We start from the raw sequence: 24593 nt of genomic DNA on the forward strand, positions 1-24593 counted from the left end.
CCTTTGGATTTTTGTTCGTTCAATTTCTCGTAAACGGCGAAAGTAAAAAGCAAGCCGAAATTCCTAAAAGAACGGTTAAACCTAAAACAGAAACCGGCACGAAACTGCTCAAAGAAAGAGTTCCAAATGAGAAAAGCGTCGTGAGAGTTGAAAGCAAAACCGCAAAAGCGGTAGAGTCCGAATGGTCGGCCGAATCTTTAAAGAATAACGAATAATCGATGCCAATGCCAAGCACTAAAATCAGTCCTGTGATAGCGAAAAAGTTCACGGGAATTTCTAAATAGCCGAGCATTGAAAGGGTAAACAAACACGCTAAAATCGGAGCGCGCACAATGCGAAGTGAATCTCGCCAAGTGTAAACAAACGAAAGAATAAAGAACACCGCAAAATACGCAAATGCAACCAACGCAAGCGCAGAAACCGAAAGTTCCGTGAGCGCAGAATTGATCGTTTTCATTTTGTTGACCGCAAAAATTCCGTTTTCTGTGTCTTCAAAATTTTCCGCATTAAATTCTTCGCTTAAATGAAGCGGCATCACAGCGCTATAAAATTTTCCGTTGATTTCTCCAATCCAAAGCATCTCTTTTAAATTTTTAAATTGCATTGGCAATTCTTGATTTTCAGAAATGCCGCCGAATAATGCTGCGGGATTTTTTTGCGGGCGAATTTTCAACGCTTTGCAAAGTTTTTTATAACGCAGCGGAAGAGTGTGACGCAAAACAGAATCCATTTGCGCGCGCCGTTTTTCGGAAGGCACAAATTGCGAATACGCTAAAAAAGATTTTAGCAAAGAATCTTTTTCGGCTGCTTTTAATTTTTCGGCAAGCAATTCTTCTTTTTCTAAAACTTCTTCTTGTGAATTTCCAGTCACGATAAAATAAGTCGGAGAAATTCCCGTATTCATCCATTTGGCAACGCGCATTTCGCTTTCGCCCAAATCTTTGGAAACTTGATAAAGTGCGCGAATATCGGTGCGCACATTCATCTTAGAAAATCCAGGAATCAATGCAGCAATTAAAACTGCAAAAATCAAATAGCGCGGAATTTTCGGAATGCGTTCTAATTTTGAATATCCCGCTAAAATGAGTTGCGGAAATTTCAACGAGAATTTTTTACGCGTTTTCATCTTTTCAGAAACTTTCGGGAAAACCAAAAGCACAGAAAGTAATGCGCTCAAAAGACCGATCATCGAGAAAAACGCCATTTGACGAAGCACCGGAAAATCAACGATCATGAGCGCAACATAACTGAGTTCCGTCGTCATGAATCCGAGCAAAATACTTTTCACTTGGGCATTTTTATCGGCGAAATGATGCAGCGCATAATCAATGCTCACGCCGATGACACTTGTTCCAAATACAAATGTGAAAATATGAATTTCATGAAATGCGGCTAAAGTCGCGCCCGTTGCCGCAAGAATCGCAATCAAAATGGACGAAAGAATCGCAATGATTGGAACCGCTGAACGAAACACAATCAAAAGCAAAGCGAAAACGACAACCGTTGAAATGCACGAAATCCAAGCGACTTCTTTTTGCGCTTTTTTAGAACTCGCATAACTATGAAACGGAACGCCCGAACGCATCACCGATAAATTCGGATGCGCTTTTTTTAGCAGATCAATTTTATTTTCTAACGCAGCGATTACGTGATCATCCGAAGCAAAATCCGATACGTTACTTGCCATTTCTGCATTCACAAAAATATAAGTCTTCCCCGAATCTTCAACGGTAAACATTCCGTTTCGAAGTGTTAAATTCCCCGACAACAAAGGATTTTTTAGAACAAGTCTATCTTCCACATTTTGCGCTAACAAATACGGATCTTCATGCAAATGTTTTAAATCGGCAATTGCAAAAGAGCCGTAAACATGCGCAAGCGATTGATTCAAAAAATAATTTGCCCGCGCCGAATCTTTCATTTTTAAAATGGCGGGATCTTGTAATGCAAATCGATTTTCAAAAAGATAATTCGAAACTTCTTCGTATGATGACGAATCGATTTTCCATGTTGCAAATTCAATTTGTTTACTTTCTAAAAGAAGTTGCCCGATTTCATTTGCCGAAGCTTCTGCCGTTGAAAAATTGGAGTCGCCGACAAAAATCATTAAATGCGACGCAGAGCGCAGCGAAAGTTCCGATTCCGCCGTTTGAATTTCTGTATTCGATTCCGAAATCGGAAGCATCGAATATAAACTTTTATCGATTTTCCACGGATACGCAATGACGACTGCGACGATTAACGCCAAATGCAAAATCGCCCAAAGCGCCATATTAAAATAGCGCTGTTTACTTAATTGATTATCGGAATTCATACGTCAAAATATTTCCTTCGCCATCGACGATTTCCATTTTTTCTAAAACTTTTTTTCCAGAAAGAGAAATGGTTGCGATTGCTTTTTTCACCGCATTTTCTTTCGGCGTTAATCCAATATTCCACTTTCCTTTTTCCGAAACAAAGTAAGCCTGAAAACGTTCTTGAATTGCTGACGTATCACCGCAAAAAACCGCTTGAAATGTTTTTGCGATTTCACGAAAGATTGCATTATCTGCTGCGTTCATTTCGGATTTTGAACCGTCCGCAAATGTTTGCACAATTTTTGTTTTCGAAATTTCAAGTTTCGACGCAAACGGTTTTTGCGTGTCAAACACAATTCCGTCTTCCGCAGAAATTTCATATTTGCCCGAAGATTCAAAAGTGCGATCAATTTTTGGCACAAATCTTTTTTGCTTAAAACTGCCGTGCATTTTTTCTGTTTTTGCAAATATTTGCATTACTTGCAAAACTTCTTGCGATTGAAAATCGGCGGGAGAATTCCACAAGTCCGCTTCGGCAAAAAGAAACGCCGACGAAAAAAATATCCACGCAAAAATTTTACGCATGATTTTCCTCTGCCAAATATTTGTCCACGCGTTCTACAAAATCTTTGGGCGAACCGATCATCGATTCGTGCGTTTTGACATTTACCGCCATCTGCGTGCTCTCGGCTTTTGTAATGACTTTTCCTGTTTCTTCATCGATGAATTTATAACTGATTTTCATGCAGACATCATATTCTTCGAGAGTCGTTTCGATGCGAAATTTTTGCATAAAATGCAGCGGTCGAATATACTTAATATGCAACTGCACAACAGGCCAAACATATCCCGCTTTTTCCATTTCAAAATACGTGTAACGAATTTTGCTCAACAAATCACAGCGCGCCGTTTCCATATACTTCACATAATTGCCGTGCCACGCAATATTCATCGGATCTAAATCGTAAAATTGCACTTGAATTTTTGTAATCGCTTTTACTTTTTGGGAACTCACGATGATTCTCCTTTTTGCCAGAAGTCGTAAAAATTATACCATTGATAGGGATGTTTCAAGCAAAACTTTTCCAAGTAAGATACAAATTCATTGGCAAGTTCTGCTGTTTTCTGTTTTTGTTCCGAGCGTTTTCCGTTCCATTCTACTTGAGAACGAATCACATGAAATTCGTATGGCGATGTGATGTCTAAATCTTTTTTGCGAAAAGCAAAAATAAAATAGATGGGCGCTTTTAAAATGCCCGCAAGAGTAAATGCGCCTTCGGGAAATTCTGCGGTTTCTCCTAAAAATTTTAATGGAATCATTCGATTTTGAAAATGCGCAGAAGTCCTATCGCCAGCGATGGCGACTAAATTTCCCGTTTCAATTTTTTCACGCATTTGAATTGCCGTTTCAACGCCGATTTCATTTGCGTTAAAACTATTTTGCAGCAATTCCGGATTGAGTTTTTGAAGAATCGCATTAAAATTTTTTGTGCCCAAAAAATCAATGACAGGAAAAACTTGAAATTTTCGAATCGTGTGTTCTTTCTGATAACTCGTAAGCGAGCGCGTCGCTTCAATATTTCCTAAATGCGAGCACAAAATAAATGCACCATTTCCCGCATTTAACTTTTCAACCAATTCCTGCAAATTATCATTTTGCGTTTCGAGTTCAGACAAATTCATCTTTCCCGCCCAACCGCGAATTTTTTCAATCATCGAAAGAGCGAAAGCTAAAATATGTTTGTAAACAGCAAACGCGGGCACTTTTTGATTTTTGATTGCAAAGACATGCTGCAAATAATGGCGAGAACGCCGCCGCACAGGAGCTGCGCCTAAATAAAAGAAAAAAACGACGACAGCGGTAATGCATTCCACGCATTTCCGCGGAAGATGCACCGTTGCCCACAACATAAACCGCAGTTTCCAAGCGGGTTCTGCCGTTTCTTTTATCTGTGACCAGTGTTCTTCCATTTATGTTCACCCATTTTCTGCTGACGTGATTTTCGAAATTCTGCAGCGCGTTTTTTCGCCACAAGAAGTTTCGGCAATCGCAAAAGCATGCCGCAACAAAGACGCGTATGCAGCCAAGAAATATCGATGTTATCGTGCAACATTCGGAAATTGGAAATGCCGTGTTCCGGATAATTGACTTTCACCGGATAAGAAAACATGCTTACTCCCGCCCACGAAAGTCGCACTAAAATTTCAATATCAAATCCCATGCGCAGCGAACGCAAATTTTCTAAAATCGGCATCGTTTGCAAAATCGGATAAATGCGAAATCCGCACATCGCATCGGGAACTCGCCGAGAAAGCGTTTCAATCTTCACCCAAAAATTGGTAATCTTTCGACCTTGTTCACGGCTCTTTGGCACAGACGCATTGTACTGCGGAAAACCTGCGATCAAACTTTTAAAATGCCTCCGCGATTCTTTGAGAAAAAACGGAATGGCTGCGGGATGATGTTGTCCATCGGCGTCAATTTGAAGCGCATGCGTAAATCCTTCTTTGTGCGCTTCGCGCATTGCAGTGCGAACAGCTGCGCCCTTTCCCAAATTAGAGCTGTGCGAAATCACCGTCACATCGGGAAATGATTCGGCGACTTTATTGAGCACTTGCAAATCTTCGGGAGAATTTCCATCGTCCACAATAAACACGGGCAAATTTTGTTCTTTTAAATTTTTCACCACCGACCAAACCGTATTTGCATGATGATAAACGGGGACAATAGCGCAGGGCTTAAATTCCATTACAACTCCTTTTTGAGCACAAGGGTGCCCGAAGCGCAAACTTTTTCACCTTCTAACAACATGCGAAATGCGAGTTTTCCCGTTTCTTCCGAAAATTTTTCTTCGATTAAAAACGGAACATTGGGAAAAATCGGATGCATAAATTTAATGCGGAGCATTCGATCTAAATGCGAATTGCGTTTTAAAAATCCGCGGAAAAATCGCAGCACTAAATCGATTTGCACAACCGCCGGCAACAATTTAAATTCGGGAAAATGTCCATTGTAATAATCACTCGTTTCAGGAATCACGCATTTGACCGTAAACGCATTTTCTTCGAGATGATAACGCAAAATTTTAAAATTGAAATTTTCTGGAATTTCAAATAATCGTTGAATGTCGCGCACTTTAATTTTTCCCATCACATCTTGCGGAAGTTCTTCTAAATAGCGCCACTTTTTTGGAAGCACGGTATTTTCCAAAAATCCAGAAAGATGAGCGCGGAAATATTCATTGATTTCTTTTTTCGATAAATTTTGAAACTGCGATAATCCCGCTTCGTTTAAAACAATTGCCGCCGCTAAAAATTGGCGTTTACCCGTCATCGGAACCACGCGCACATCGCGGACTAATTTTGTTTCGCGCAGGCGATTTTCTACTTCGGGAAGCGAAATGCGCTTTTCTTCAATTTTCACAATGGAATCTGCGCGCCCGCACAAAGTAAATTTTCCATCGTTTTCAATTTTCCCTAAATCGCCGGTTAAAAATCCTTCGGCATCTGTATAAGACGATTGAATTTTTAAGCAACCATTTTCTGCTAGCGAAATTTGATTGGGCGGAATCGGCGTCCACAAAATTTCTTCTCGAATATCACGAGTCGCAATGGCGCCCGCTTCGGTGCAACCGTAAATTTCTTGAACGCCATTTCCCGAAAGCGTTAAAACTTGACTGGCGACATCATCGGGCAAAACGCCGCCCGCCGATAACCAAAACGGTTTCGTTTTAAAATGCAATGGCGTTTTACTAACCGCTAAGCGTTTTAAAAATGCGGGACTCGCCACAATGACTGCGGGCTCTTTTTCAATCTGCGCAATTTCTTCGGGAAATTCAAATCGCATTCGACGAATTGGAAGCCCCGCAGAAATCGGTAAAAAAATTGAAAACGCAAGTCCGTAAATATGATGATGATTCACCGTCGAATAGATATTTCGATTCGCAAAATTTTTGGCAAATCGTTTTGCTAAAGCCTCCGCTTCATTTTCAAATTGCATTCCTGTTTTTGCAATTTCTTTCGGCGCGCCCGTCGTTCCCGATGTAAAAATAGAAGCTTTGACCGTTTGAATATCAAATGTTTCCCACGATTTTTCCGCAGAAAATTTCTCTAACACTTGCGGAATTTGCAGCGCATTTTCTGCACCCGAATCATTTAAAAATCCGATATTTGATTTTTGAATTTCGCGGATAAATTCTGGTTTGCAATTTGCGGTAAGCAAAATTTTCTTTTGACTTTGAAAAAGCGCAAATAAGGCGACGATAAAATAATACGAGTCATCCGCATTTAAAATCCACGAATCGAAGGATTCTTTTTCTATCGCGGTGCGAAGTTTCGAGACATCGGTTTTCAAATCTTTCCACGTTTTATTTTCCGAAGCGATTCCATTTCCGCTAAATGCAACCACTGCATTTTCCGGTCGCGAGTCTGCGCGGAGTTTTGAAAACGGGATGTAAGACTGCAGAGTTGATTGTTTCATTTTTCGCACTCCATATTCAACCACAAACAAAATTCCCATGCAAATATAGGAGATTAAACCGTTGTAAAGAGACCAAATTTTTTCATCGGCGAGAAGAACGGTCCACATCGCGATGCTTCCGTTTACGATGAAAAATAGGCACCACGCAATCGTGACTTTTTTACAATAACTTTCCACCGAGAAAGCATCTGCCGAAAGTAAAATGCGTTTGTCCGCAAAAGTCGCCAGGCGAAAAATTAAATTCGGTTTTCGAAAAAGCGTTGCCGAAAAAATGCAAAGCATTCCTGCGTTCACAAGAACCGGATAAATTTTCACCAAAATTTCATTGTTAAACGCAAACGCTAAACTGCCACAAAGAAACAAGAAAATGCAAAAGCCAATTTCTTTTGCTTTCAAATGGCCTTGTTTTTTTGTTGAAGAAAAAAGATGAAACGCCGCAAGCAAAAGCAATAAAAGGCTTAGCTTACGCGGCGAAAGCCCCCAAAATCGGAGACCGCAAAATACCAGAACAGGATAAAGAACCGATAACGCGGCAAAAAAAATCTTGCCCGTTAACGATTTCATTTTTTATCGAGAGAACCTTGAGCGGCGTCGAAAATTCCATCGACGACATCTTGTAAAGTCCGCATTTTTTTGAAGACTTCAGGATCCATATTTTTCGGAATATACTGTTTGAATTTAACGATTAAATCGACAGCATCAATGCTATCCAAATTCAAATCTTCGTATAATTTCGCTTCGGGAACCACTTTCTCGGGCTCCATTTCAAAATCGTTAATCAACGCTTCACGAATTTTTCCGTAGAGTTCTTGCTTGTCCATAAATTAGTCCTTTTTATTTTCCCGGATGTATGCGGCAAGGGCATTCACGGAAGCAAAATGTTTACGGGTTTCTGCGTTGACGGTAGAAAATGTCACGCCAAAATTATCCTTGATGGCAATTCCTAATTCCAAAGCGTCAATGCTATCGAGTTCAAGTCCTTTGCCTTCTTTATCTTTTCCAAAGAGAGGCGCATCGTCATCGATATCCGCTGGGGTGATATCTTCTAATTCAAGCGCTTTGATCAGCACATCCTTGATTTGCAAATTCAAATCGGACATAAAATCTCCAACAAAGTGATGTTCAAAATATAGTAAGTGCAACGCAAAAAATGATCCCGTTTCACGAGAAAATGAAGTGCAAAAGGTAAGAAAAAGGCGGCCTAAAAAAGAGACCGCCCATTTTCATTTTATGCGTTACACACAAAGTAACTTTTTCGTCGAAAAATTACTTTTCGTCTTTTCCGCATTTGCAGCACTTGCAGCAAGCGAGGAACTTGTAAGCAACACCGCCGATGACGCCGCCGAGAATCGGAGCGACCCAGAAGAGCCAAAGTTGCTTAATCGCTGTTCCGCCGACAAAAACTGCAACAGCCGTAGAACGAGCCGGGTTCACCGAAGTATTCGTTACCGGAATGCTGATGAGGTGAATGAGAGTTAAGCAAAGACCGATTGCGATCGGAGCAAAACCCGCCGGAGCGCGGCTATCTGTTGCGCCCATAATCACAAACAGGAAAACTGCAGTCAGCACCATTTCGATGAGGAATGCAGAACCCATTCCGAATGTTTTACCGCCAAATGCATTGCGGCCAGCTTCATTCAAAGAATCCGACCAACCGTTCGTTGCGAAGGCGCCGATGCCCGCGTTTAAATCGGGGCAAGCGATTGCATAAAGCACTGCTGCTGCGATAATGCCACCGATTACTTGTGCGATAATGTAAGCCGGAGCTTCTTTTGCAGAAAAACGTCCACCAGCGACCAAGCCCAAAGTTACAGCCGGATTCAAATGGCAACCCGAAATGTGGCCGATAGCGAAAGCCATTGTGAGAACGGTAAGGCCGAAAGCCAATGCAACACCGACATAGCCGATGCCAGTTGTCGGAACACCACAAGCGAGAACTGCTGCGCCGCAGCCACCGAAAACGAGCCAAAATGTACCGATTGCTTCTGCGATAGATCTTTTTGCGAGAGACATTTTTTCTCCTTTGAAAATTTTGCCTTTAATATAAAAAAGCCTCGATCCTTCTGAAAGAGGAATCCGAGGCAAATGTGATGTAGTTTACAGAGATTAGAGAGCGATGATTTTTTCGTTTTCCATCAACTGTTCAAATGTCTGCCGTTCACGAATCACGTGCAATTCTCCATTTGAAAGAAGAATTTCCGGAGCGTAACGACGGCTATTATAATTGCTCGACATCGCACTTCCGTAAGCACCTGCATCGTGCAAAACCAAGAAATCGCCGACTTTAGCTTCGGGCAATTTCCGCGTTACGACAAAGCCGCCTTCTTCTTGCGTAAAGACATCACCCGATTCGCAAAGCGGACCTGCGACGATGACATCTTTTTCGGAATCCAATTTGCGTCCATCTTTTGAAACAATGGAAATCGCATGATAAGATCCGTAAAAAGACGGGCGCACGAGATCATTGAAGCCAGCGTCTACCAAATAGAACAATTTATCTTCTTGGAATTTTACCGCGCGAATTTCGGCGACGAGCACAGCGCTTTCTGCGACCAAGTAACGTCCCGGTTCCACTTCGAGAGCGACATCATGTCCGATCGATTGCGCAATATCTTTGCGGGCTTTATCCCACAAATCGTAATATGCTTTTACATCGATGCGGTTTCCTTTTTCGCTTTCTTTATACGGAATCGGAAGTCCTCCGCCTGCAGAAATCACGCGGAGATGTGAACCTAAACGGCGCGAAGCGTCGCGCATGGCATCGCAAACTTTGGAAAGATGTTCAAAGTCCGAGCCGCTGCCGATATGCATGTGCAGACCCGTAATCCACATTCCGTTTGCCTGCGCCAACTTAACGCAATCTTTAATCTGCGAATGCCAAACGCCGTGTTTCGAAAGCGGTCCACCCGTATTCGTTTTTTGCGAATGACCGTGGCCAAATCCCGGATTCACGCGAAGAGTCAAATTTGATTTCACTCCTGCGTCAGCGAGTTGCTGAATCATATCCGCCGAGCCGACGTTCACATGGATATTGTATTTCTTCACAAGTTCCAATGCGTCGCGGTCAAAAATATCCGCCGTGTAAACGATTTGCGGAACTTGCTTGTCGCTTTCGTCGCCTTTAAATCCTGCGCGTAAAGCGCGGACAATTTCACCAGCACTCACAGCATCCACTACAGCGCCACATTTTTTAATCAGCGAAATAATGGAAAGATTGGGGCAAGCTTTTTGAGCGAAACGAACTGTATCGAAGCACTTGAGTTCCTGAACACGCTTTTCGATAGTCGCCCGATCATAAAGCCAAAAAGGGGTGCCGTATTGCGCGACACCCTCTCGAATAATTTCGTCCGAAAAAATCGAATTAGACATTCTTGACGCTATTTTCGCCACCCTGACCGTCAGGAACGCGGTCCGGATTTGCTTGGTCAATTTCCCAGCTTCCGTCAAAGACGAATTTATATTGGTAAGAACCTGCAGCAAGACTTGTTTTCAAAGTCCACACGCCTTGTTCCCCTTTTGTCATCGCAGCCGGAGTCCAGTTGTTGAATTCGCCCGCGACTTCAACCTTTTGAGAATCGGGAGAATAAACGCTGAAGACGACTTCGGTCAATTCGACCTTGGACGCTTTCTTCGCTTTCGGAGCTGCTTTGACAACTTTTGCCGCCTTCGGAGCCTTTGCGACTTTTGCAACAGTCTTTTCAACTTTCGCCAGTTTGACAGCTTTCGGAGCAGCCTTCGGTGCAGCTTTTGCGGCAACTTTAGAAGCAGCCTTATTTGCCACCTTTTCCACTTTCGCCGGCTTGACAGCCTTCGCTACCGTTTCTTTTTTCGGAGCGGTTTTTGCAGCCTTTGCAGGGGCTTTCTTGGCAGGAGCCTTTCTCACAGTTTTCGTTTGAGTTGACATCGATCAACCTCCTTTTATTGTGCATAAAATAATAGCAAATTAAACTCAAATTGTGTATTTCCTTTTTTTAGTTTTTGTTTTTAGAAATGCTTCAAAAGAGAACAAAAACTCTTTCTATTTTTTGCGAAAACTTTTTCCGGAAGAATTCTTATGACAAAGCCTTCTGCAATCATTGCCCCGAGCGTTTTGAACGCAAACTTTCTCCGCTTACAAGATGAAATTTCTGCGATAGAAAAAGGCGGCGCAGGACTCGTTCACTTAGATATTATGGATGGACATTTCGTTCCTAATATCAGTTTCGGTCCCGACATTTCGAAGCAAATCGGCAAAGCGTCCTCTCTTCCGATGGATTGCCATTTGATGATTAGCAATCCCGAAATGTTCGTTGATGAATTTGCCAAAGCAGGCGCGCGTTACATTTCAATTCAAGCCGAATCAACGCATCACTTAGACCGCATTTTAAATCGCATTCGCGAACTCGGCGCAAAGCCCGCAGTAAGCATTAACCCTGCAACTCCCATCGAAAATATCAAATGGGTTTTGGATACGGTCGATATGGTGCTCGTGATGTCGGTGAATCCAGGCTTCGGCGGACAAAGTTTAATTCCCTATTGCTTGGATAAAATTCACGAATTGCGTTCTCTCAAACCGGAACTCGATATCGAAATTGACGGCGGCGTAAAATTGTCAAATATCCTCGATGCAAAAAAAGCGGGAGCCAATATCTTCGTCGTCGGCAGTGCGATTTTCAAAACAGAATCGCCCGAAGAAACTTGCCGTGAATTTGTGAATCAGGTGAAGTAAATTTCTGCGGAGAAATGATGTTAAACACATCCCTTTGCTACATCGAACAAAACGGTTCTTATCTGTTGCTTCACCGCGTAAAAAAGCAGAACGATATCAATCACGATAAATGGATTGGAATCGGCGGGAAATTTGAAGAAGGCGAAAGCCCCGAAGATTGCGTGCGGCGAGAAGCCCGCGAAGAAACGGGACTCGAACTTTTAGATTTAAAATACTGCGGAATCGTTACCTTCGTAAGCGACGGAATGAACGAAGTCGAATTTATGCATCTCTTTCGGGCGACAAAATTTTCGGGCGAATTGAAAGAATGCGACGAAGGCGTTTTAGAATGGATTCCCAAAGAAAAATTTGCAGAGCTTCCGCATTGGGATGGCGACCGCATTTTCTTAACTCTCATCGATCGCGAAGTTCCATTCTTTTCGTTAAAACTCACATATCGAGGGAACACTCTTACCGAAGCACTTCTCAACGAAAAGCCCGTTCAAGCTAGCGATTTCGCTTACGGTTCTCTTCCCGAATTTCCGCCGATGCGACGTCATGAACGCGAACTTTCCCGCGAAGATGCGATGGAAATTTTAACGCAAAATGAATACGGCATTCTTGCAACAGAAAATTCCATCGGTTATCCTTATGGAATTCCTTTGAGTTACGCCTTTGACGGGGAACATATTTGGTTTCACGGCGCAAAAGCGGGCGAAAAATTTAACGCCATTACAAGAAATTCCCGCGTGAGTTTTACCGTTGTCCGCAACACAAAAATTCATCCGGAAAAATTCAGCACTGCCTTTGAAAGTTGCATTGTCTTCGGACGCGTTCGTATTCCCAAAGATCCCAAAATCGGTTTGCGTTTACTCGTCAAAAAATACAGCCCCGAATTTCAAGAAGCGGGCGATGCTTACATTGAACGCGCTCTGCATAAAACCGGAGTTTTCCGCATTGACATTGAACACATTAGCGGGAAAAAACACGAATAATTTTTGTGAAAAAATTTTACGCAGCATCGCTCAAGCGATGCTTTTATTTTTCATTTTTCACCGCTTTATCGTAAGCGTGTAAAATCGTCGCCGACGAAATCGTGCCCACAATTTTCCCGGCGGAATTTTTCACATAAACTTCGTTAATCGAATGTTTCAGCATAAACTTCATCGCCGAATGCAAATCAACGCTCGCGGGGAGAAGCGGCGAATGCGTCACGCAATCCGAAACCAAAAGCACATTGGCTCCGCCTTCAATCGAAACGATATTGCGCAAAACTAAACTCCAATCGAGAACGCCTAAATATTCTTCGTCATCAAAAACCGGATAGGTATGCATCGTCGCTGAATCTGTAAATTCCACATTAAATGTATCGATATCTTTTTCCGCTTCGTGAATTGTCTTCTTCGCATCCAAGCAAAGCACTTTTGATTTCTGCATGACCGAGCCCACCGAAATTGTCCGCAGTAAATCGGGATCCATTTCTAAGCGATGCGCGGGCGACGAAAATTTGTTTAAAACTTGACTCCGATAAATTCCCCATTTGCGGCTAAACGCAACGTGGACAACTGCCGCAAGCATAATTCCCGGAAGCAGTTGATAGCTCCCCGTCATTTCGCAAACCATCACTACGCCGGCGAGCGGAGCCTTTGCTGCTCCCGCAAAAAATGCGCCCATTCCCACCAACGCCATCGCACCCGGTTCTTGTAAAACTCCGGGCAAAACCGTTTCGAAAGCAACTGCAAAAGCAGCCCCGAGAACACCGCCGAGAAAAAGCGAAGGACCGAAAACGCCGCCAGCACCGCCGCTTCCCACCGTAAACGATGTCGCCATAATTTTAGCGATGACGAGTCCGAGCAAAAATAAAATCGATGGCGAATGTTCTGGATCGACGAGTCGCGTCATGCTTTCAACGTAATCCCAAGTGCCGCCCATCGCCTGCGGGAAAAAGAATGCAACAGCACCGCAGAGAATGCCTCCGATTGCGGGCTTTGCCCAATTCGGAATTTTCCACGCGGTGAAAAAATCTTCGACTTTATAATAGAATTTGACGTAGAGATACGAAGCGGGAACGCAGAGAAGCCCGAGTAATGCGCAGCAAAAAAGATTCAAACTATTTACAAAATAAAAGTCGGGCACATTAAATGTCGGCGCTGTTCCAAAGACGCTCGAATAAACGGTAAAGCCGACAACCGAAGCGATAATTGAAGTTCCAAATGCGCTGCTTTCAAAATCTTCGCAGTAAAGAATTTCTACCGAAGTGAGCGCGCCCGCTAACGGCGCTTTAAAAATAGAACCCAATCCCGCAGCCATTCCTGCGAGTCCGAATTGACGCCGCACCGCTCGAGTCATTTTGAAAAAGCGGCAAATGGTCGAAGCAATTCCCGAACCGATTTGCGACACCGGACCTTCAAAGCCCGCGCTTCCGCCGCTGCCGAGAGTAATCGTACTCGCCAAAAGTTTCACGGGCGCAACGCGTTTCCGCAGTACTCCGCCGCGATGATGAAACGCATAAATGGAGCGATCCGTTCCTTGCCCCGCTGCCTCAGGAGTTTTTGCAAAAACAAAAAGTAAAAGCCCGACTAAAAGTCCGCCGATCGCTGGCGCAAGAAAAAGAAACGGACCCGAAAAAGTTTTATTCACAAACTCCGTCGTCGATTCCAAACAAATGCGAAATATTATGGCGACGCCACCGGTCACAAGTCCGATGAAAGCTGCCAAAAACATTTTTGGCATGTAAGAATTGATGATGAAAAGTCGGGAAATTTTTTTCATCGGAAGCTACTTGCGTTTTCGCCAAACAAAGAGAACGCCAGCCACCGATAGAACGAAAATCGCCACGATAATCCAAAACGAATACGGATTATTTTCGCCCAGTCCAAATGGAAATTTCACATTCATGCCGAAGATACTCGCGACGAAAGTCGGAATGGTAATCGCAATCGTGATAATGTTTAGTGTTCGCATTAACACGTTCATATTGTTGTTCACCACACTCGCCCGCGCATCCATTAACGATGCCAAAATGTTTGCGTAAATTTCGGCCTGCTGCAAACTTTGCCGATTTTCAATCACCACGTCATCTAAGAGCTCGCGTTCGTTTTCGTTAAACTGCATGCCGCGACCCATCTGCAATTTTTTGAGCAACGCTTCGTTCGAATTGAGCGCGCTCACGTAATAAATCAAGCCCTTATTGAGAGTGAACATATATTGCAGATATTTATTGTCGAGAGTATTCTGCAATTTATCTTCGAGTTCTTCGCTAATCCGATTCATAATCTTCAAGTGCTCGTTGAAGTGGTAAACGGAATAGTTCAAAAGTTTAATGACAAATGTATTGAGGCTGTCGATTTTAGAGAAACGGCGGGAATCCATCAGCGGAATTTCTGCATCCGAAAGGAGAAGCACCCAGTCTTCGAACAAGAAAATTCCAAAAGACTCCACGCGGAATTCAAAATTATCTTCGGAAGTATAATTGCGCGGTTTCTTAAAAACGATGGTGGTAAAATCATCATCGTATTCCACACGCGAAAGTTCGTCATTATCGAATGCAGAAGCAATCGTATGTTCTGCAATCTCATATTTTTTGACAAGAGCGCCCCGCTGTTCCTGGCTCGGGCTGCCCATCAACACGATGTCTGCGGAATCTTCGTCCGAAGCCTTCGTGATGCGGCCATTCTCAATTTTATAATACTTGAGCATAAAAGCCTCTCTTGTATTATGAACGCCTACAATTTTTTTTGCACCCCAAAAATAAAAAAGACCGAGGACAATGCCTAGGTCTTTTATGAGAAATGTTTGTAAAAATTACACGAGACGGCGCACGTGATTGTGGAACCAGACGACGAACGGTGAACAGATAAACACCGAGGAGTAAGTTCCGACGAGAGTACCGAACGACATCACCAAACCGAAGTCGCGAATCGAAGAACCGCCCATCACAGCAAGAATCACGCAAACAAAGAATGTCGTGCCCGAAGTAATCACCGTACGGCTAAAGCACTGCGAAACCGAAGCGTCCACCGTTTCTGCAAAATTGGCCGAACCGTGGAGACGAACATTTTCACGAATGCGGTCGTAGTTCACAATCGTATCGTTCACCGAGTAACCGATCATCGTAAGGAATGCCGCGACCATTGCGCCGTCGACCGAAAGACCGAGAAGCGAAACAAAGCCAATCGTGAGCATCGTATCGTGTACCAGGCCGAGAACTGCGCCAAGACCGAAGCCAAGACCGAGTTTGCCAAAGCGGAACCACACATAAAGGCAAATGGCGAGCCAAGCGAGAAGCACCGAGAGAAGTGCGTTAAAGCGAAGTTCTTCGCCGATCGTCGCACCGACTTCGTCTCTCGACAAAATCTGCACGCGTTCGTCCGAGTCAATAGCCTTAATCACGTCAGCGCCTTGTTCGCTCTTCACCACAACTTCATAAGTGTTCTGCAAAGAGGTTCCGCCGACTACGCGAACCATTCCATTTTTCACATTGAACTTGGAAAGTACATCATTCAAGTCCTTGATATGATCCACGTCATCGTTATATTGCACGCGGAACACAGTACCACCGGTAAAGTCGATGCTGAAATTGAAGCCTTTGAAAATAGAGAGTGCAAGAGCAATCACAACGCAAATGACCGAGAGTCCGACGAAAATCTTCGACTTGCTCGTAATCGGGAGATGTGCATTATTGAGAGCCGGAACACCACCGCCAATAGAAATCGTGTTGGTATCTTGCTTGGCGAGTTTCATATCGAAAATCGCACGCGTAATGGTAAGAGCGGTAAACATCGAAGCGGCAATACCGATCATCAAAGTTAAACCGAAGCCCTTCACCGAGCCAGTACCAATCTTATAAAGAATAAGAGCCGTTAAGAACGTCGTCAAGTTCGAGTCGAAAATTGCGCTGAATGCACGTTCATAACCCTTCGCAATCGCTGCGCGAGCCTTGTTGCCAGCGCGGAGTTCTTCACGAATACGTTCGAAGATAATCACGTTTGCGTCGATAGACATACCGACGGTTAACACCATACCTGCGATACCCGGGAGAGTTAATGTAGCTCCAAATGCCGAGAGAACTGCTGCGGTAATCAAAGCGTTGCAAACAAGACCGACACTTGCGATTAAACCACCAAAGCGGTAGTACATAATCATAAAGATAACGGTAATAATAAGACCGATCAAAGCCGAGCCAAAACCGCTGCGGATATTGTCTTCACCGAGAGTTGCACCGATTGTGCGGCTTTCGATAATATTCATCGGAGCCTTGAGAGCGCCCGAACGAAGAACGACTGCGAGACGGTTTGCTTCCGCCATGTCATCGAGGCCGGTAATTTGCGCTTCACCATTCGGAATGCGGTCGCGAATCACCGGAGCGCTGATCACTTGATCGTCGAGGACAATCGCCATTTGCTTGCCGATATTGGCAGCGGTAATTGCCCCAAAACGTTTCGGACCAATTCCTGCAAATTTGAGGCTAACTGCAACTTCGCCCGAGTTCGTTCCATCGCTTACGCGGTACGGACGCGCATCGGAAACATATTCACCGCTCATTTCAGCGCGGCGCTTCAACAAATACAAACGCTTTGCCTTAATCTGCGTGCCATTCGGCTTTTCAAAGCCCGAGCCCCAAGCAAAGACGACATCGTGCGGAATCAAAGTTTGCACGGTGCGATCGTTCAAGATGCGCTTAATCGTTTCAATTTGTTCTTGGGCAACGAAACCGCCGTTTCCAAACGACATATAAAGAGCCGAGAGAGCGGTTCCCTTATTGACTTCTTCCGAACCAGCAGCCGCAGTCGTATCAGCCTTAGCGGTATCCACTTTATTCGCGTTACCTGCGAAAAGTTCTGCATCCGAAAGCGTATCGGCTTTTGCGGTTTCCGTCTTGGCAACCGTCGAATCAACCTTTGCACTGTCCTTGATTTCGCCGCGACCGAGCAAATAATTATCGATGAGCGAAACGACTTGTCCGAACTTTTCTTGTTCAGCGAGAATCTTAAATTCCAACTTGGCGGTGCTTCCGACCAAAGCCTTCGCCGTCGAATCGTCCACGCCCGCTAGTTCAACATTGATGCGGTCATTGCCCGACGGAGAAATCTGCGGTTCAGAAAGACCGAACTGGTCAACACGGTTGCGGACAATTTCCAGCGATTGTTGCTGAATGTCTTTAATGTCTTCGTCTTTGAGACCTTTGCTATCGATTTGAAGCGTAATGCTTGTACCGCCAGCAAGATCCAACCCAAAGTTCATTGCCTTTGCAGCAACCTTCGGATTTTGCTTCACAAAATCCTTCTTCGCATCACCCGATTTTGAGTGAACTTGGATGGACGGAATAATCGACCAAGCAGCAAGAAGGATGACTACGAGTATAATGAACTCGCGCATACCAAATAATTTTTTCTTCATCTGAACATTTTCCTTAAAGGCATAAGAAACCTAAAGATGCGACCAAAATTAGAAAGTTTTTAATTCTTCGTCGAAGAAAATAAGCCAAAAGCGTGCCATTTACGCTTGCAAAGTCCGCTTCGTCAAAACGATTCCGCCTTTTTCTACAAAATAGCCCGCGACGCCTTCTATCGGCGATTTTCCGCGTTCATAGACAATTTCTGTCCGCGCAGCAATTCCCGGCAAAGGAACAGCACCTGGGAAGCCAAGTCGCAATTCGACGAAAGTTTTCCCAAGTTGACGACAAAGTAAAATGCCTTGTCCTTCGGGACGAATCGTTAATGTTCCCTGAATCATCGCCGGTTCGCGTTTGCGGAAAGCCAAAAATGTCTGCATTAAACGGAATGTTTCGGAATTTTCGCCTTGCGGTAAATTCTGCCACGGAAAACAGCGACGATTATCGGGATCTTTTCCACCTTCCATTTCAATTTCATCGCCATAATAAAGCGAAATCGCATCCGGCAAGCACAAAAGTAATGCCCAAGCGAGCAGAGAACGTTCCGGATTTTTCCCCGCTAAAGTCCGAAGCCTTGCCGTATCGTGGCTTCCAAAAAGATTCATTTGCACGCCGAAAAGTTTCCGCGCAAACAATTCTTGCAATTCGTGACAGAAAGAATTCAAATCCATTCCCGCGGTAAACAAATCCGTCGTATCGCCGGTTGAAGCCGCATCTTTGGACTGCATGCCTTCGGGGAAAAGAAAATTCAGTGCGAGTCTTCGCACGGGATAATTCATCACGCCGTCAAATTGATCGCCCGCAAGCCACCGCGACGGATCTTCCCAAATTTCGCCGACGATATACGCTTCGGGATTTAACTTTTTGACGCGAATGCGAAATTCTCGCCAAAAAGAATCGTCGTCAATTTCGTTTGGAACATCTAAACGCCAGCCGTCGATGCCGCGGCGAATCCAATATTCGGCGACGTGCAGCAAATATTCGCGGACTTCCAAATTTTCGGTATTGAATTTCGGAAGCGCAGGCATTCCCCACCAACATTCATAATTCGGTTTTCCCGAATACGCTTTCACCGGAAAAGAATGAAAATGAAACCAGCCTTTGAACGGCGAAGCTTCGCCCTCTTCCATCGCGCTCACAAACGGAAAAAATCCGCGGGAACAATGATTGAAAACGCCATCCAAAATAATCCGCATGCCGCGCTTGTGCACCTCGGAAACGAGTTCATCAAAATCGGCGAGAGTGCCTAAAACCGGATCGATTTGCAAATAATCAATCGTATGATAACGATGATTTGCAGCACTTTTAAAAATCGGGCAAAGATAAAGTGCATTCGCTCCGAGATTTTGGATATAATCCAACTTTTCAATGATGCCGCGGAGATTTCCTCCACAAAATCCATTCACTTCGGGAGTAGCGCCCCAGTTGCGGAAAGTTCCCGCCGAAACATAAGCGGGAGAACGCGCAAACCGTTCGGGAAAAATTTGATAAAATACCGCCGATTTGACCCAGTCCGGACAAAGCGAATGATCTGTCATGGAAACCTACTTAACGCAGAGAGCGATTCGTGCGTTCGCTTGTAAGATTCGAAATTTCCGCAGAAAGCGCAGAATTGTCGGCGAGTTCTTCGAGAGAACACGGCATTTTATACGCCCAATTTTGCGGGCCCACAGTTCCCGGAGTATTCACCCGTTCATCGTTTGGATTCGCAGGCGTCCAGCGCGAACTGAGCGCTAAATAATCTTGAATCGGCGGAATGCAGAAAAGACTATTCGACTTGAAAATGTTGCGGATTAAAAGCTTCACCAAATCCGGCGTTAATGCCTGCGGCGCATCGCCTTCGAAATACAGATGATGCTTCCAGAAAAGATTCTTGTCAAAGTCGCCTTCTTGCCAAAGCCCGAGAAGAGTCGAAGTATCGTGCACGCTCGTCGTCGAAACAGAAAGCCGCGGATATTCCGAAACTTCGTAATACGGCTGATACGGAGCGTCCCAATTTCTTGCCCAACGTTCTACGCGAAGCGAATTGATTTGCAATTCGCGGAGAACGGTCGGAACGCAATGCGGAACTGCGCCCAAGTCTTCGGCGCAGACGACCATATCGGTTTCTTTTGCCAAAACCGAAAGCAATTTTTTGCCGTTTGCGTACCAAAGATTTTCTTGAGCCGCTTCGTTTGCGTGCAACAAATCGCTGAGTTTCTTTTGCTCGTTCGAAGGAAGAGTTCCGAGAACCGGAGCGTTATACCAATACCAGAACGGATAATACGCATTCGCCGGAGTTCCCGGCACAAAAATGCGGTTCCATTGCACTTTCAAAAGCGCATCTTTCACCGATTGTTCTTCGTCCGAATCGATGATCGCACTTTCGCAATCGCAATCTTTTTTGAAAACGTAACGGTCGCTTGAATACGGCAATAATTCAAAGAATTTACCAATGCAGCGATCGGTTTCGCCGCCCAAAAATCCGCGGAGTTGATCCTTCGAATAATTCGGACGCTGCAAATATTCCACCGTTTCTTTTTTAAATCCCGCTGCCGAAAGGGCTTCGAGAGTGAGCGGAATCGCGGGCGAAAAATGCCCGAGAATGCCGGTGCGTTCGTTCTGCGGAATTGCCCAAATGCGGAAAAATCCGAGGACGTGGTCAATGCGGTAAGCGTGATAAAATTTACTCGCTTGCGCTAAACGATCCTTCCACCATTTGAAATTTTCGCTTTCGATAACATCCCAGCGGTAAGTCGGAAATCCCCAATTTTGTCCGCTGTAGCTGAACATATCAGGAGGTGCGCCCGCCCGATCGTCGAGAGAAAAGTATTGGCGATTAAACCAAACGTCAGCGCTATCTTCGTTGATGAGAATCGGAATATCGCCTTTCAAACGCACGCCCATTTCCGTGAGTTTATTCGATGCGATTTTGAATTGCCCTTCGGCTTCGAACTGCATCCAACATTGGAAAAGTGCATCTTTCCGCGATTTGCGGAAAAGTGTGCTCAAACGCAACGCCGTCGGATTTTGTTCTTCTTTCCAACTGCGCCAGCTCGATTCGCCATTTTTTTCTTTGAGCATCGCATAAACAGCGTAAGGCTTGACCCACGGATTCGCTTCAATCCATTTTGTGAGCGCGACATTTTTTTCGAGCATCGCATAATTCGCATCGAAAATTTTGCGCAAAATCGTGCGCTTTTCGCGGGCAATTTCCGAATAATGCACTTTCGGGTCTGCGGCAAACTTTTTCTGCAGCGCAGAAATTTCCTTTGCAAAATCTTCGGCTCCGTGAATAATCTGCAGCCGAATAAAAGCGGGATTTAACGCAAACGCGCTTCGCGCACTATACGGCGATGATTCAAAACCCGTATCATTGACCGGGAGAATTTGAATAATGCTTAAACCGCACTTTTTCGCCCAGGCGCCAAACGGAACCAAGTCCAAAAATTCGCCGATACCAACGCTGTCTTGAGAATGCAAAGAGAAAACGGGGACAGCGACACCGCTTTGAAAGCTCGAAATTTCACCATAACGCATACCTCAAAGATAAATCATTTTAGAGCGAAATGATGCTTAAAAAAATGTGAAATCAATAGCCAGACTTTTCGCAGGATTTGCACAAAAAAATTCCGCAAGAATTCAATTCCTGCGGAACATTTCGTTTCAAATTTTAACCGATTAAGTCTTCGGGACGCGGATATTTCCGTGGACGTCCCCGTTTCCGCTTGACCGGAACTGGCTTTCCATCGGGACCGATTTGCATCGGGCGAAGGCTCACCCCTGCCGCTGCGGCTGCAGCCCCGGCAACTGCTAACGCAGAACCCGGTTTGAAAAGCGCGGACAAATCGAGTTCGGGCTTTTCGGCAATCGCTTCGCCCGGTTGAACGCCGCTTGCGGCGGCCGCTGCGAGAGCTGCTTTTTGCGCTGCCAACGCTGCTTCTGCCAAGTGTTTTCGGACAATTTCTTGCTGACGCTTCGCTTCTTCTTCGGCGCGTTTCTTCGCCAAATCCGCTTCGGAAATAATTTCTGTCTGTGTAGCGCCGAATTTTGCGCTACCAAAAGAACCGACGAGAACGCGACCCGAACTTTGACGCGGCGGAAGAGCCGAAGCGGGCTTACTTTCCATCACCGGATTCGGTGCCGAAGCCATTTTTTTGATTTGACTCGGCACAAAAAGCGGCTTTTTCGGTGGCGGAACAGAACGCTGATACGAATTTTGCGACCGGAAAGGCGTTTCGGACGAAAAATTTTGATCAAAACGGCGCGGAGACGACGAATAATGCGCACCATTATCGTTCATAAAACGATTTTCATAGTCCGACATTTTCGGCATCGGGCGCGAAGAACGGTTAAAAGAATTCCGTTTTTCGTACTGTTCTGCAATTTTGCGGATGCGTTCTTGCTCTTTGGCAAGTTTTTTCGCTTCGCGTTCTTTCTTAGAAGGGCGGAAACGATCCCGTTTTTCTTCGTCAACGGGATGTAACGCTAAAATTTCGTCGTCGGAAAGTCCTCGCAATTCTGCAGGAACTTCAACAATTGGAAGATCTTCTTGTGATATTTTATCTGTCATGGGATGTAAAAATGCAAAAAAACGGTATTTTTAGACATCTGAACATGATTTAATTTAAAAAAACTATTTGTCAAGGTCTAGAAATTATTTGAAATGTGTTGTATTTTTTAGGCAATGCTTCGATTTACACAAGATATCATTTTAGCCCTTCGGGCACAAGCCAATGAAGAAGAAGCTCGCATTATGTCTAAAAGCATGCGCGATTCCTTCGATTTCTTAGGAGTAAAAGTCATTAAGCGTCGCGAAGCCACTTACCCAATCTTCGACAAGAACCCGCCCAAAGACGGCGACGAACTTGCCGCAAGAGTCACGGATATGTGGGCTCAGCCGTATCGCGAAGTGCAATACGCCGCTTGTGATTACCTTTTTAAGCACAAAAATCTTCTCGGTGCGCAACATCTCAACTTTTTGAAGATGCTCATCAAGACGCGTCCATGGAAAGATACCGTTGACACGATTTCGACGAGCATTCTCGGAAATCTCGCGTGGAGAATCCCGCCCATTCGTCAAAAAATTGCGACATGGATCCGCGATCCCAACATTTGGGTACGCCGCAGCGTGATTTTGTTCCAATTACAATACCGCGATCACACCGACTGGAATTTGCTCAAGTCGTGCTGTTTACACTGCGCAAAAGACGAAAACGATTACATCCGCACTAGTATCGGACGCGCGCTTTCGGAATATGCTCGCATCAACCCAAATGAAGTCCGTCACTTTGTGATGAACACAGAACTTGCACCGCAAACTTCGCAAGAAGTCTTACGCAATATTTAACTTTTTCCATTTCAACTTGAAAAAAAAGAGTTTCCGAAGGAAACTCTTTTTTTAATGAGAAGTTCGAAATGAGAAATGTCCGCAGGTCCCGCCTAACTTATCATTTCTCATGAAACGCAACGTCAAAGCTTTGCTTCAAGTCTTCGATTAAATCGTTTGCATCTTCTAAGCCGACGGATAACCGAATCGTTTCGGGTAAAATATCTGCAGCTTTTTGGAGCTTCGGATTTAATTCGATATGCGTTGTGACCGAAGGATTGATGATTAAAGATTTTGCATCGCCGATATTTGCTTGCAAACTAAACACTTTCACCGCTTCCAAAAATTTTCGTCTGGTGTTCGCGTCGCCTTTTAAGCCAAAACTTAAAATCGCGCCCGCTCCCTTCGGAAAATATTTTTTTGCCAAAGCAGCGTAGCGGCTCCCTTTTGCATGCGGATGTTTCACCCACAAAACTTCGGGACGCGTTTCCAAAAATTCGACAATTTTTTCGGCGTTCGAAACTTGCTTTGCGATGCGTTCGGAAAGAGTTTCAATTCCAAGAATCACTAAGTATGCGCTGAATGGAGCAATGCACGCACCCAAATAATTCAAATAAATGGAACGGATGCGGCCTGTGAAAGGAGTTTCGGGGAAAACTTCTTGATACGAGCGCAACTTTTGCTGTTGCGAACGCAAGAAATACGGCTTCCCTGAAAACTGCGGAAACTTTCCGTTGTTCCAATCGAACTTGTTATTTTCCACAATTGCGCCTGCGACGACATTTCCGTGTCCGCTTAAACCTTTCGTCGCCGAATACACCACAACGTCTGCGCCAAAGTCAAATGGATTTAACAAGTAAGGCGTTGCAATCGTGTTGTCGACAATCAAAGGAATGTTGTGCTTGTGGGCAACCCGCGCAATTTCTTCGATGTCTAAAATCGTCGCATTCGGATTTGAAATACTTTCGATGAAAATCACCTTCGTATCTTCTCGAATAGATTTTTCAAAAGAAGAAACATCGTCAGGGTCTTCGACCAAATCGTATTTCACACCGAATTCGGAAAAGACTTGTTCCAAGCTATCGACCGAACCGCCATACGAACGCGCCGTCGCCAAAATGCGGCCCGAGCCCGCAGTCACATTGAGCAAAGCGTAAGTCACCGCAGCCATTCCCGAAGCGAGCGAAACCGCACCCGTTGCCCCTTTGTGTAGCGCAATCAAACGCGCTTCTAACGCATCCGAAGTCGGATTCGAAAGTCGCGTGTATAAAGCATCCGAAGAATCGAAATAAAACAAATCATCGGAGCGCTTCACCGTTTCAAGCGTGTAAGCTGTCGTCTGATAAATCGGCACCGAGACCGCGTGATTATGATCTTTGGGATCATAGCCCGCATGAAGTTTTAATGTATCAAATGAATAACTCATC

Annotated in this window: 21 protein-coding genes; 3 read left to right on the top strand and 18 right to left on the bottom strand. The window is 44.6% G+C overall.

Annotated elements, in window-relative coordinates:
• Positions 1-19: 19 nt before the first annotated feature.
• The 11 genes from B0H50_RS03610 to B0H50_RS03660 all read right to left on the bottom strand — a co-directional run bounded on the left by B0H50_RS03610 (position 20) and on the right by B0H50_RS03660 (position 10681).
• Entirely contained in the window at positions 20-2314 is a 2295-nt protein-coding gene (locus B0H50_RS03610; RefSeq protein ID WP_109587259.1) for an MMPL family transporter, read from the bottom strand.
• On the bottom strand, positions 2301-2882 hold the full coding sequence (locus B0H50_RS03615) for a LolA family protein (RefSeq protein ID WP_109587260.1): 582 nt from the start codon (positions 2880-2882) through the stop codon (positions 2301-2303). The genes B0H50_RS03610 and B0H50_RS03615 overlap by 14 nt, the downstream gene beginning before the upstream one ends.
• Positions 2875-3312 carry an acyl-CoA thioesterase gene (locus B0H50_RS03620; RefSeq protein WP_106197884.1) on the bottom strand — a complete coding sequence of 146 codons (438 nt, stop codon included), beginning with the start codon at positions 3310-3312 and terminating at the stop codon, positions 2875-2877. Before B0H50_RS03620 ends, B0H50_RS03615 begins: the two co-directional genes overlap by 8 nt.
• Positions 3309-4268 (bottom strand): LpxL/LpxP family acyltransferase, encoded by a 960-nt coding sequence (locus B0H50_RS03625; RefSeq protein ID WP_106197885.1) that lies wholly within the window; start codon positions 4266-4268, stop codon positions 3309-3311. The genes B0H50_RS03620 and B0H50_RS03625 overlap by 4 nt, the downstream gene beginning before the upstream one ends.
• Positions 4244-5047, bottom strand: a complete 804-nt coding sequence (locus B0H50_RS03630) for a glycosyltransferase family 2 protein (protein ID WP_106197886.1) — start codon at positions 5045-5047, stop codon at positions 4244-4246. Before B0H50_RS03630 ends, B0H50_RS03625 begins: the two co-directional genes overlap by 25 nt.
• Positions 5047-7140 carry an AMP-binding protein gene (locus B0H50_RS03635; protein ID WP_233244492.1) on the bottom strand — a complete coding sequence of 698 codons (2094 nt, stop codon included), beginning with the start codon at positions 7138-7140 and terminating at the stop codon, positions 5047-5049. Before B0H50_RS03635 ends, B0H50_RS03630 begins: the two co-directional genes overlap by 1 nt.
• A 197-nt stretch (positions 7141-7337) precedes the next feature.
• Entirely contained in the window at positions 7338-7598 is a 261-nt protein-coding gene (locus B0H50_RS03640; protein WP_106197888.1) for an acyl carrier protein, read from the bottom strand.
• Positions 7599-7601: 3 nt separating this feature from the next.
• Positions 7602-7877: a phosphopantetheine-binding protein gene (locus tag B0H50_RS03645; protein WP_106197889.1), complete on the bottom strand. Its 276-nt coding sequence runs from the start codon at positions 7875-7877 to the stop codon at positions 7602-7604.
• A 166-nt stretch (positions 7878-8043) separates the two neighbouring features.
• The gene (aqpZ, locus tag B0H50_RS03650; protein ID WP_106197890.1) at positions 8044-8790 is read right to left on the bottom strand and encodes an aquaporin Z; all 747 of its coding nucleotides are present in this window, start codon (positions 8788-8790) and stop codon (positions 8044-8046) included.
• 93 nt (positions 8791-8883) lie between these two features.
• Complete coding sequence (gene lysA, locus B0H50_RS03655) at positions 8884-10146, bottom strand: diaminopimelate decarboxylase (RefSeq protein WP_106197891.1); 1263 nt, start codon at positions 10144-10146, stop codon at positions 8884-8886.
• A complete protein-coding gene (locus B0H50_RS03660; protein ID WP_106197892.1) occupies positions 10139-10681 on the bottom strand; it encodes a glycogen-binding domain-containing protein in 543 nt (180 codons plus the stop codon). Before B0H50_RS03660 ends, lysA begins: the two co-directional genes overlap by 8 nt.
• A 150-nt stretch (positions 10682-10831) precedes the next feature.
• Between B0H50_RS03660 and rpe the strand changes: the two genes are divergently transcribed.
• Both rpe and B0H50_RS03670 read left to right on the top strand, forming a co-directional pair.
• Entirely contained in the window at positions 10832-11485 is a 654-nt protein-coding gene (gene rpe, locus B0H50_RS03665; protein WP_106197893.1) for a ribulose-phosphate 3-epimerase, read from the top strand.
• 17 nt (positions 11486-11502) lie between these two features.
• Complete coding sequence (locus B0H50_RS03670) at positions 11503-12459, top strand: NUDIX domain-containing protein (protein WP_106197894.1); 957 nt, start codon at positions 11503-11505, stop codon at positions 12457-12459.
• Positions 12460-12502: 43 nt separating this feature from the next.
• Here the strand turns inward: B0H50_RS03670 and B0H50_RS03675 are convergent, their stop codons facing one another.
• The 6 genes from B0H50_RS03675 to B0H50_RS03700 all read right to left on the bottom strand — a co-directional run bounded on the left by B0H50_RS03675 (position 12503) and on the right by B0H50_RS03700 (position 22410).
• Complete coding sequence (locus B0H50_RS03675) at positions 12503-14236, bottom strand: chloride channel protein (protein WP_109587261.1); 1734 nt, start codon at positions 14234-14236, stop codon at positions 12503-12505.
• Between the two features lie 6 nt (positions 14237-14242).
• Positions 14243-15163 (bottom strand): magnesium transporter CorA family protein, encoded by a 921-nt coding sequence (locus tag B0H50_RS03680; RefSeq protein ID WP_106197896.1) that lies wholly within the window; start codon positions 15161-15163, stop codon positions 14243-14245.
• Between the two features lie 105 nt (positions 15164-15268).
• Positions 15269-17863: a protein translocase subunit SecD gene (secD, locus tag B0H50_RS03685; RefSeq protein WP_106197897.1), complete on the bottom strand. Its 2595-nt coding sequence runs from the start codon at positions 17861-17863 to the stop codon at positions 15269-15271.
• 99 nt (positions 17864-17962) lie between these two features.
• Positions 17963-19396: a glycoside hydrolase family 13 protein gene (locus B0H50_RS03690; RefSeq protein WP_106197898.1), complete on the bottom strand. Its 1434-nt coding sequence runs from the start codon at positions 19394-19396 to the stop codon at positions 17963-17965.
• 10 nt (positions 19397-19406) lie between these two features.
• Positions 19407-21377, bottom strand: a complete 1971-nt coding sequence (locus B0H50_RS03695; protein WP_109587262.1) for a 4-alpha-glucanotransferase — start codon at positions 21375-21377, stop codon at positions 19407-19409.
• 133 nt (positions 21378-21510) lie between these two features.
• The gene (locus B0H50_RS03700; protein WP_106197900.1) at positions 21511-22410 is read right to left on the bottom strand and encodes a hypothetical protein; all 900 of its coding nucleotides are present in this window, start codon (positions 22408-22410) and stop codon (positions 21511-21513) included.
• A gap of 114 nt (positions 22411-22524) precedes the next feature.
• Between B0H50_RS03700 and B0H50_RS03705 the strand changes: the two genes are divergently transcribed.
• A complete protein-coding gene (locus B0H50_RS03705; RefSeq protein WP_106197901.1) occupies positions 22525-23187 on the top strand; it encodes a DNA alkylation repair protein in 663 nt (220 codons plus the stop codon).
• A 100-nt stretch (positions 23188-23287) separates the two neighbouring features.
• Here the strand turns inward: B0H50_RS03705 and B0H50_RS03710 are convergent, their stop codons facing one another.
• Entirely contained in the window at positions 23288-24592 is a 1305-nt protein-coding gene (locus B0H50_RS03710) for an O-acetylhomoserine aminocarboxypropyltransferase/cysteine synthase family protein (protein ID WP_109587263.1), read from the bottom strand.
• Position 24593: the final 1 nt, after the last annotated feature.

This window comes from Hallerella porci (assembly GCF_003148885.1).
Taxonomy (GTDB): Bacteria; Fibrobacterota; Fibrobacteria; order Fibrobacterales; family Fibrobacteraceae; genus Hallerella; species Hallerella porci.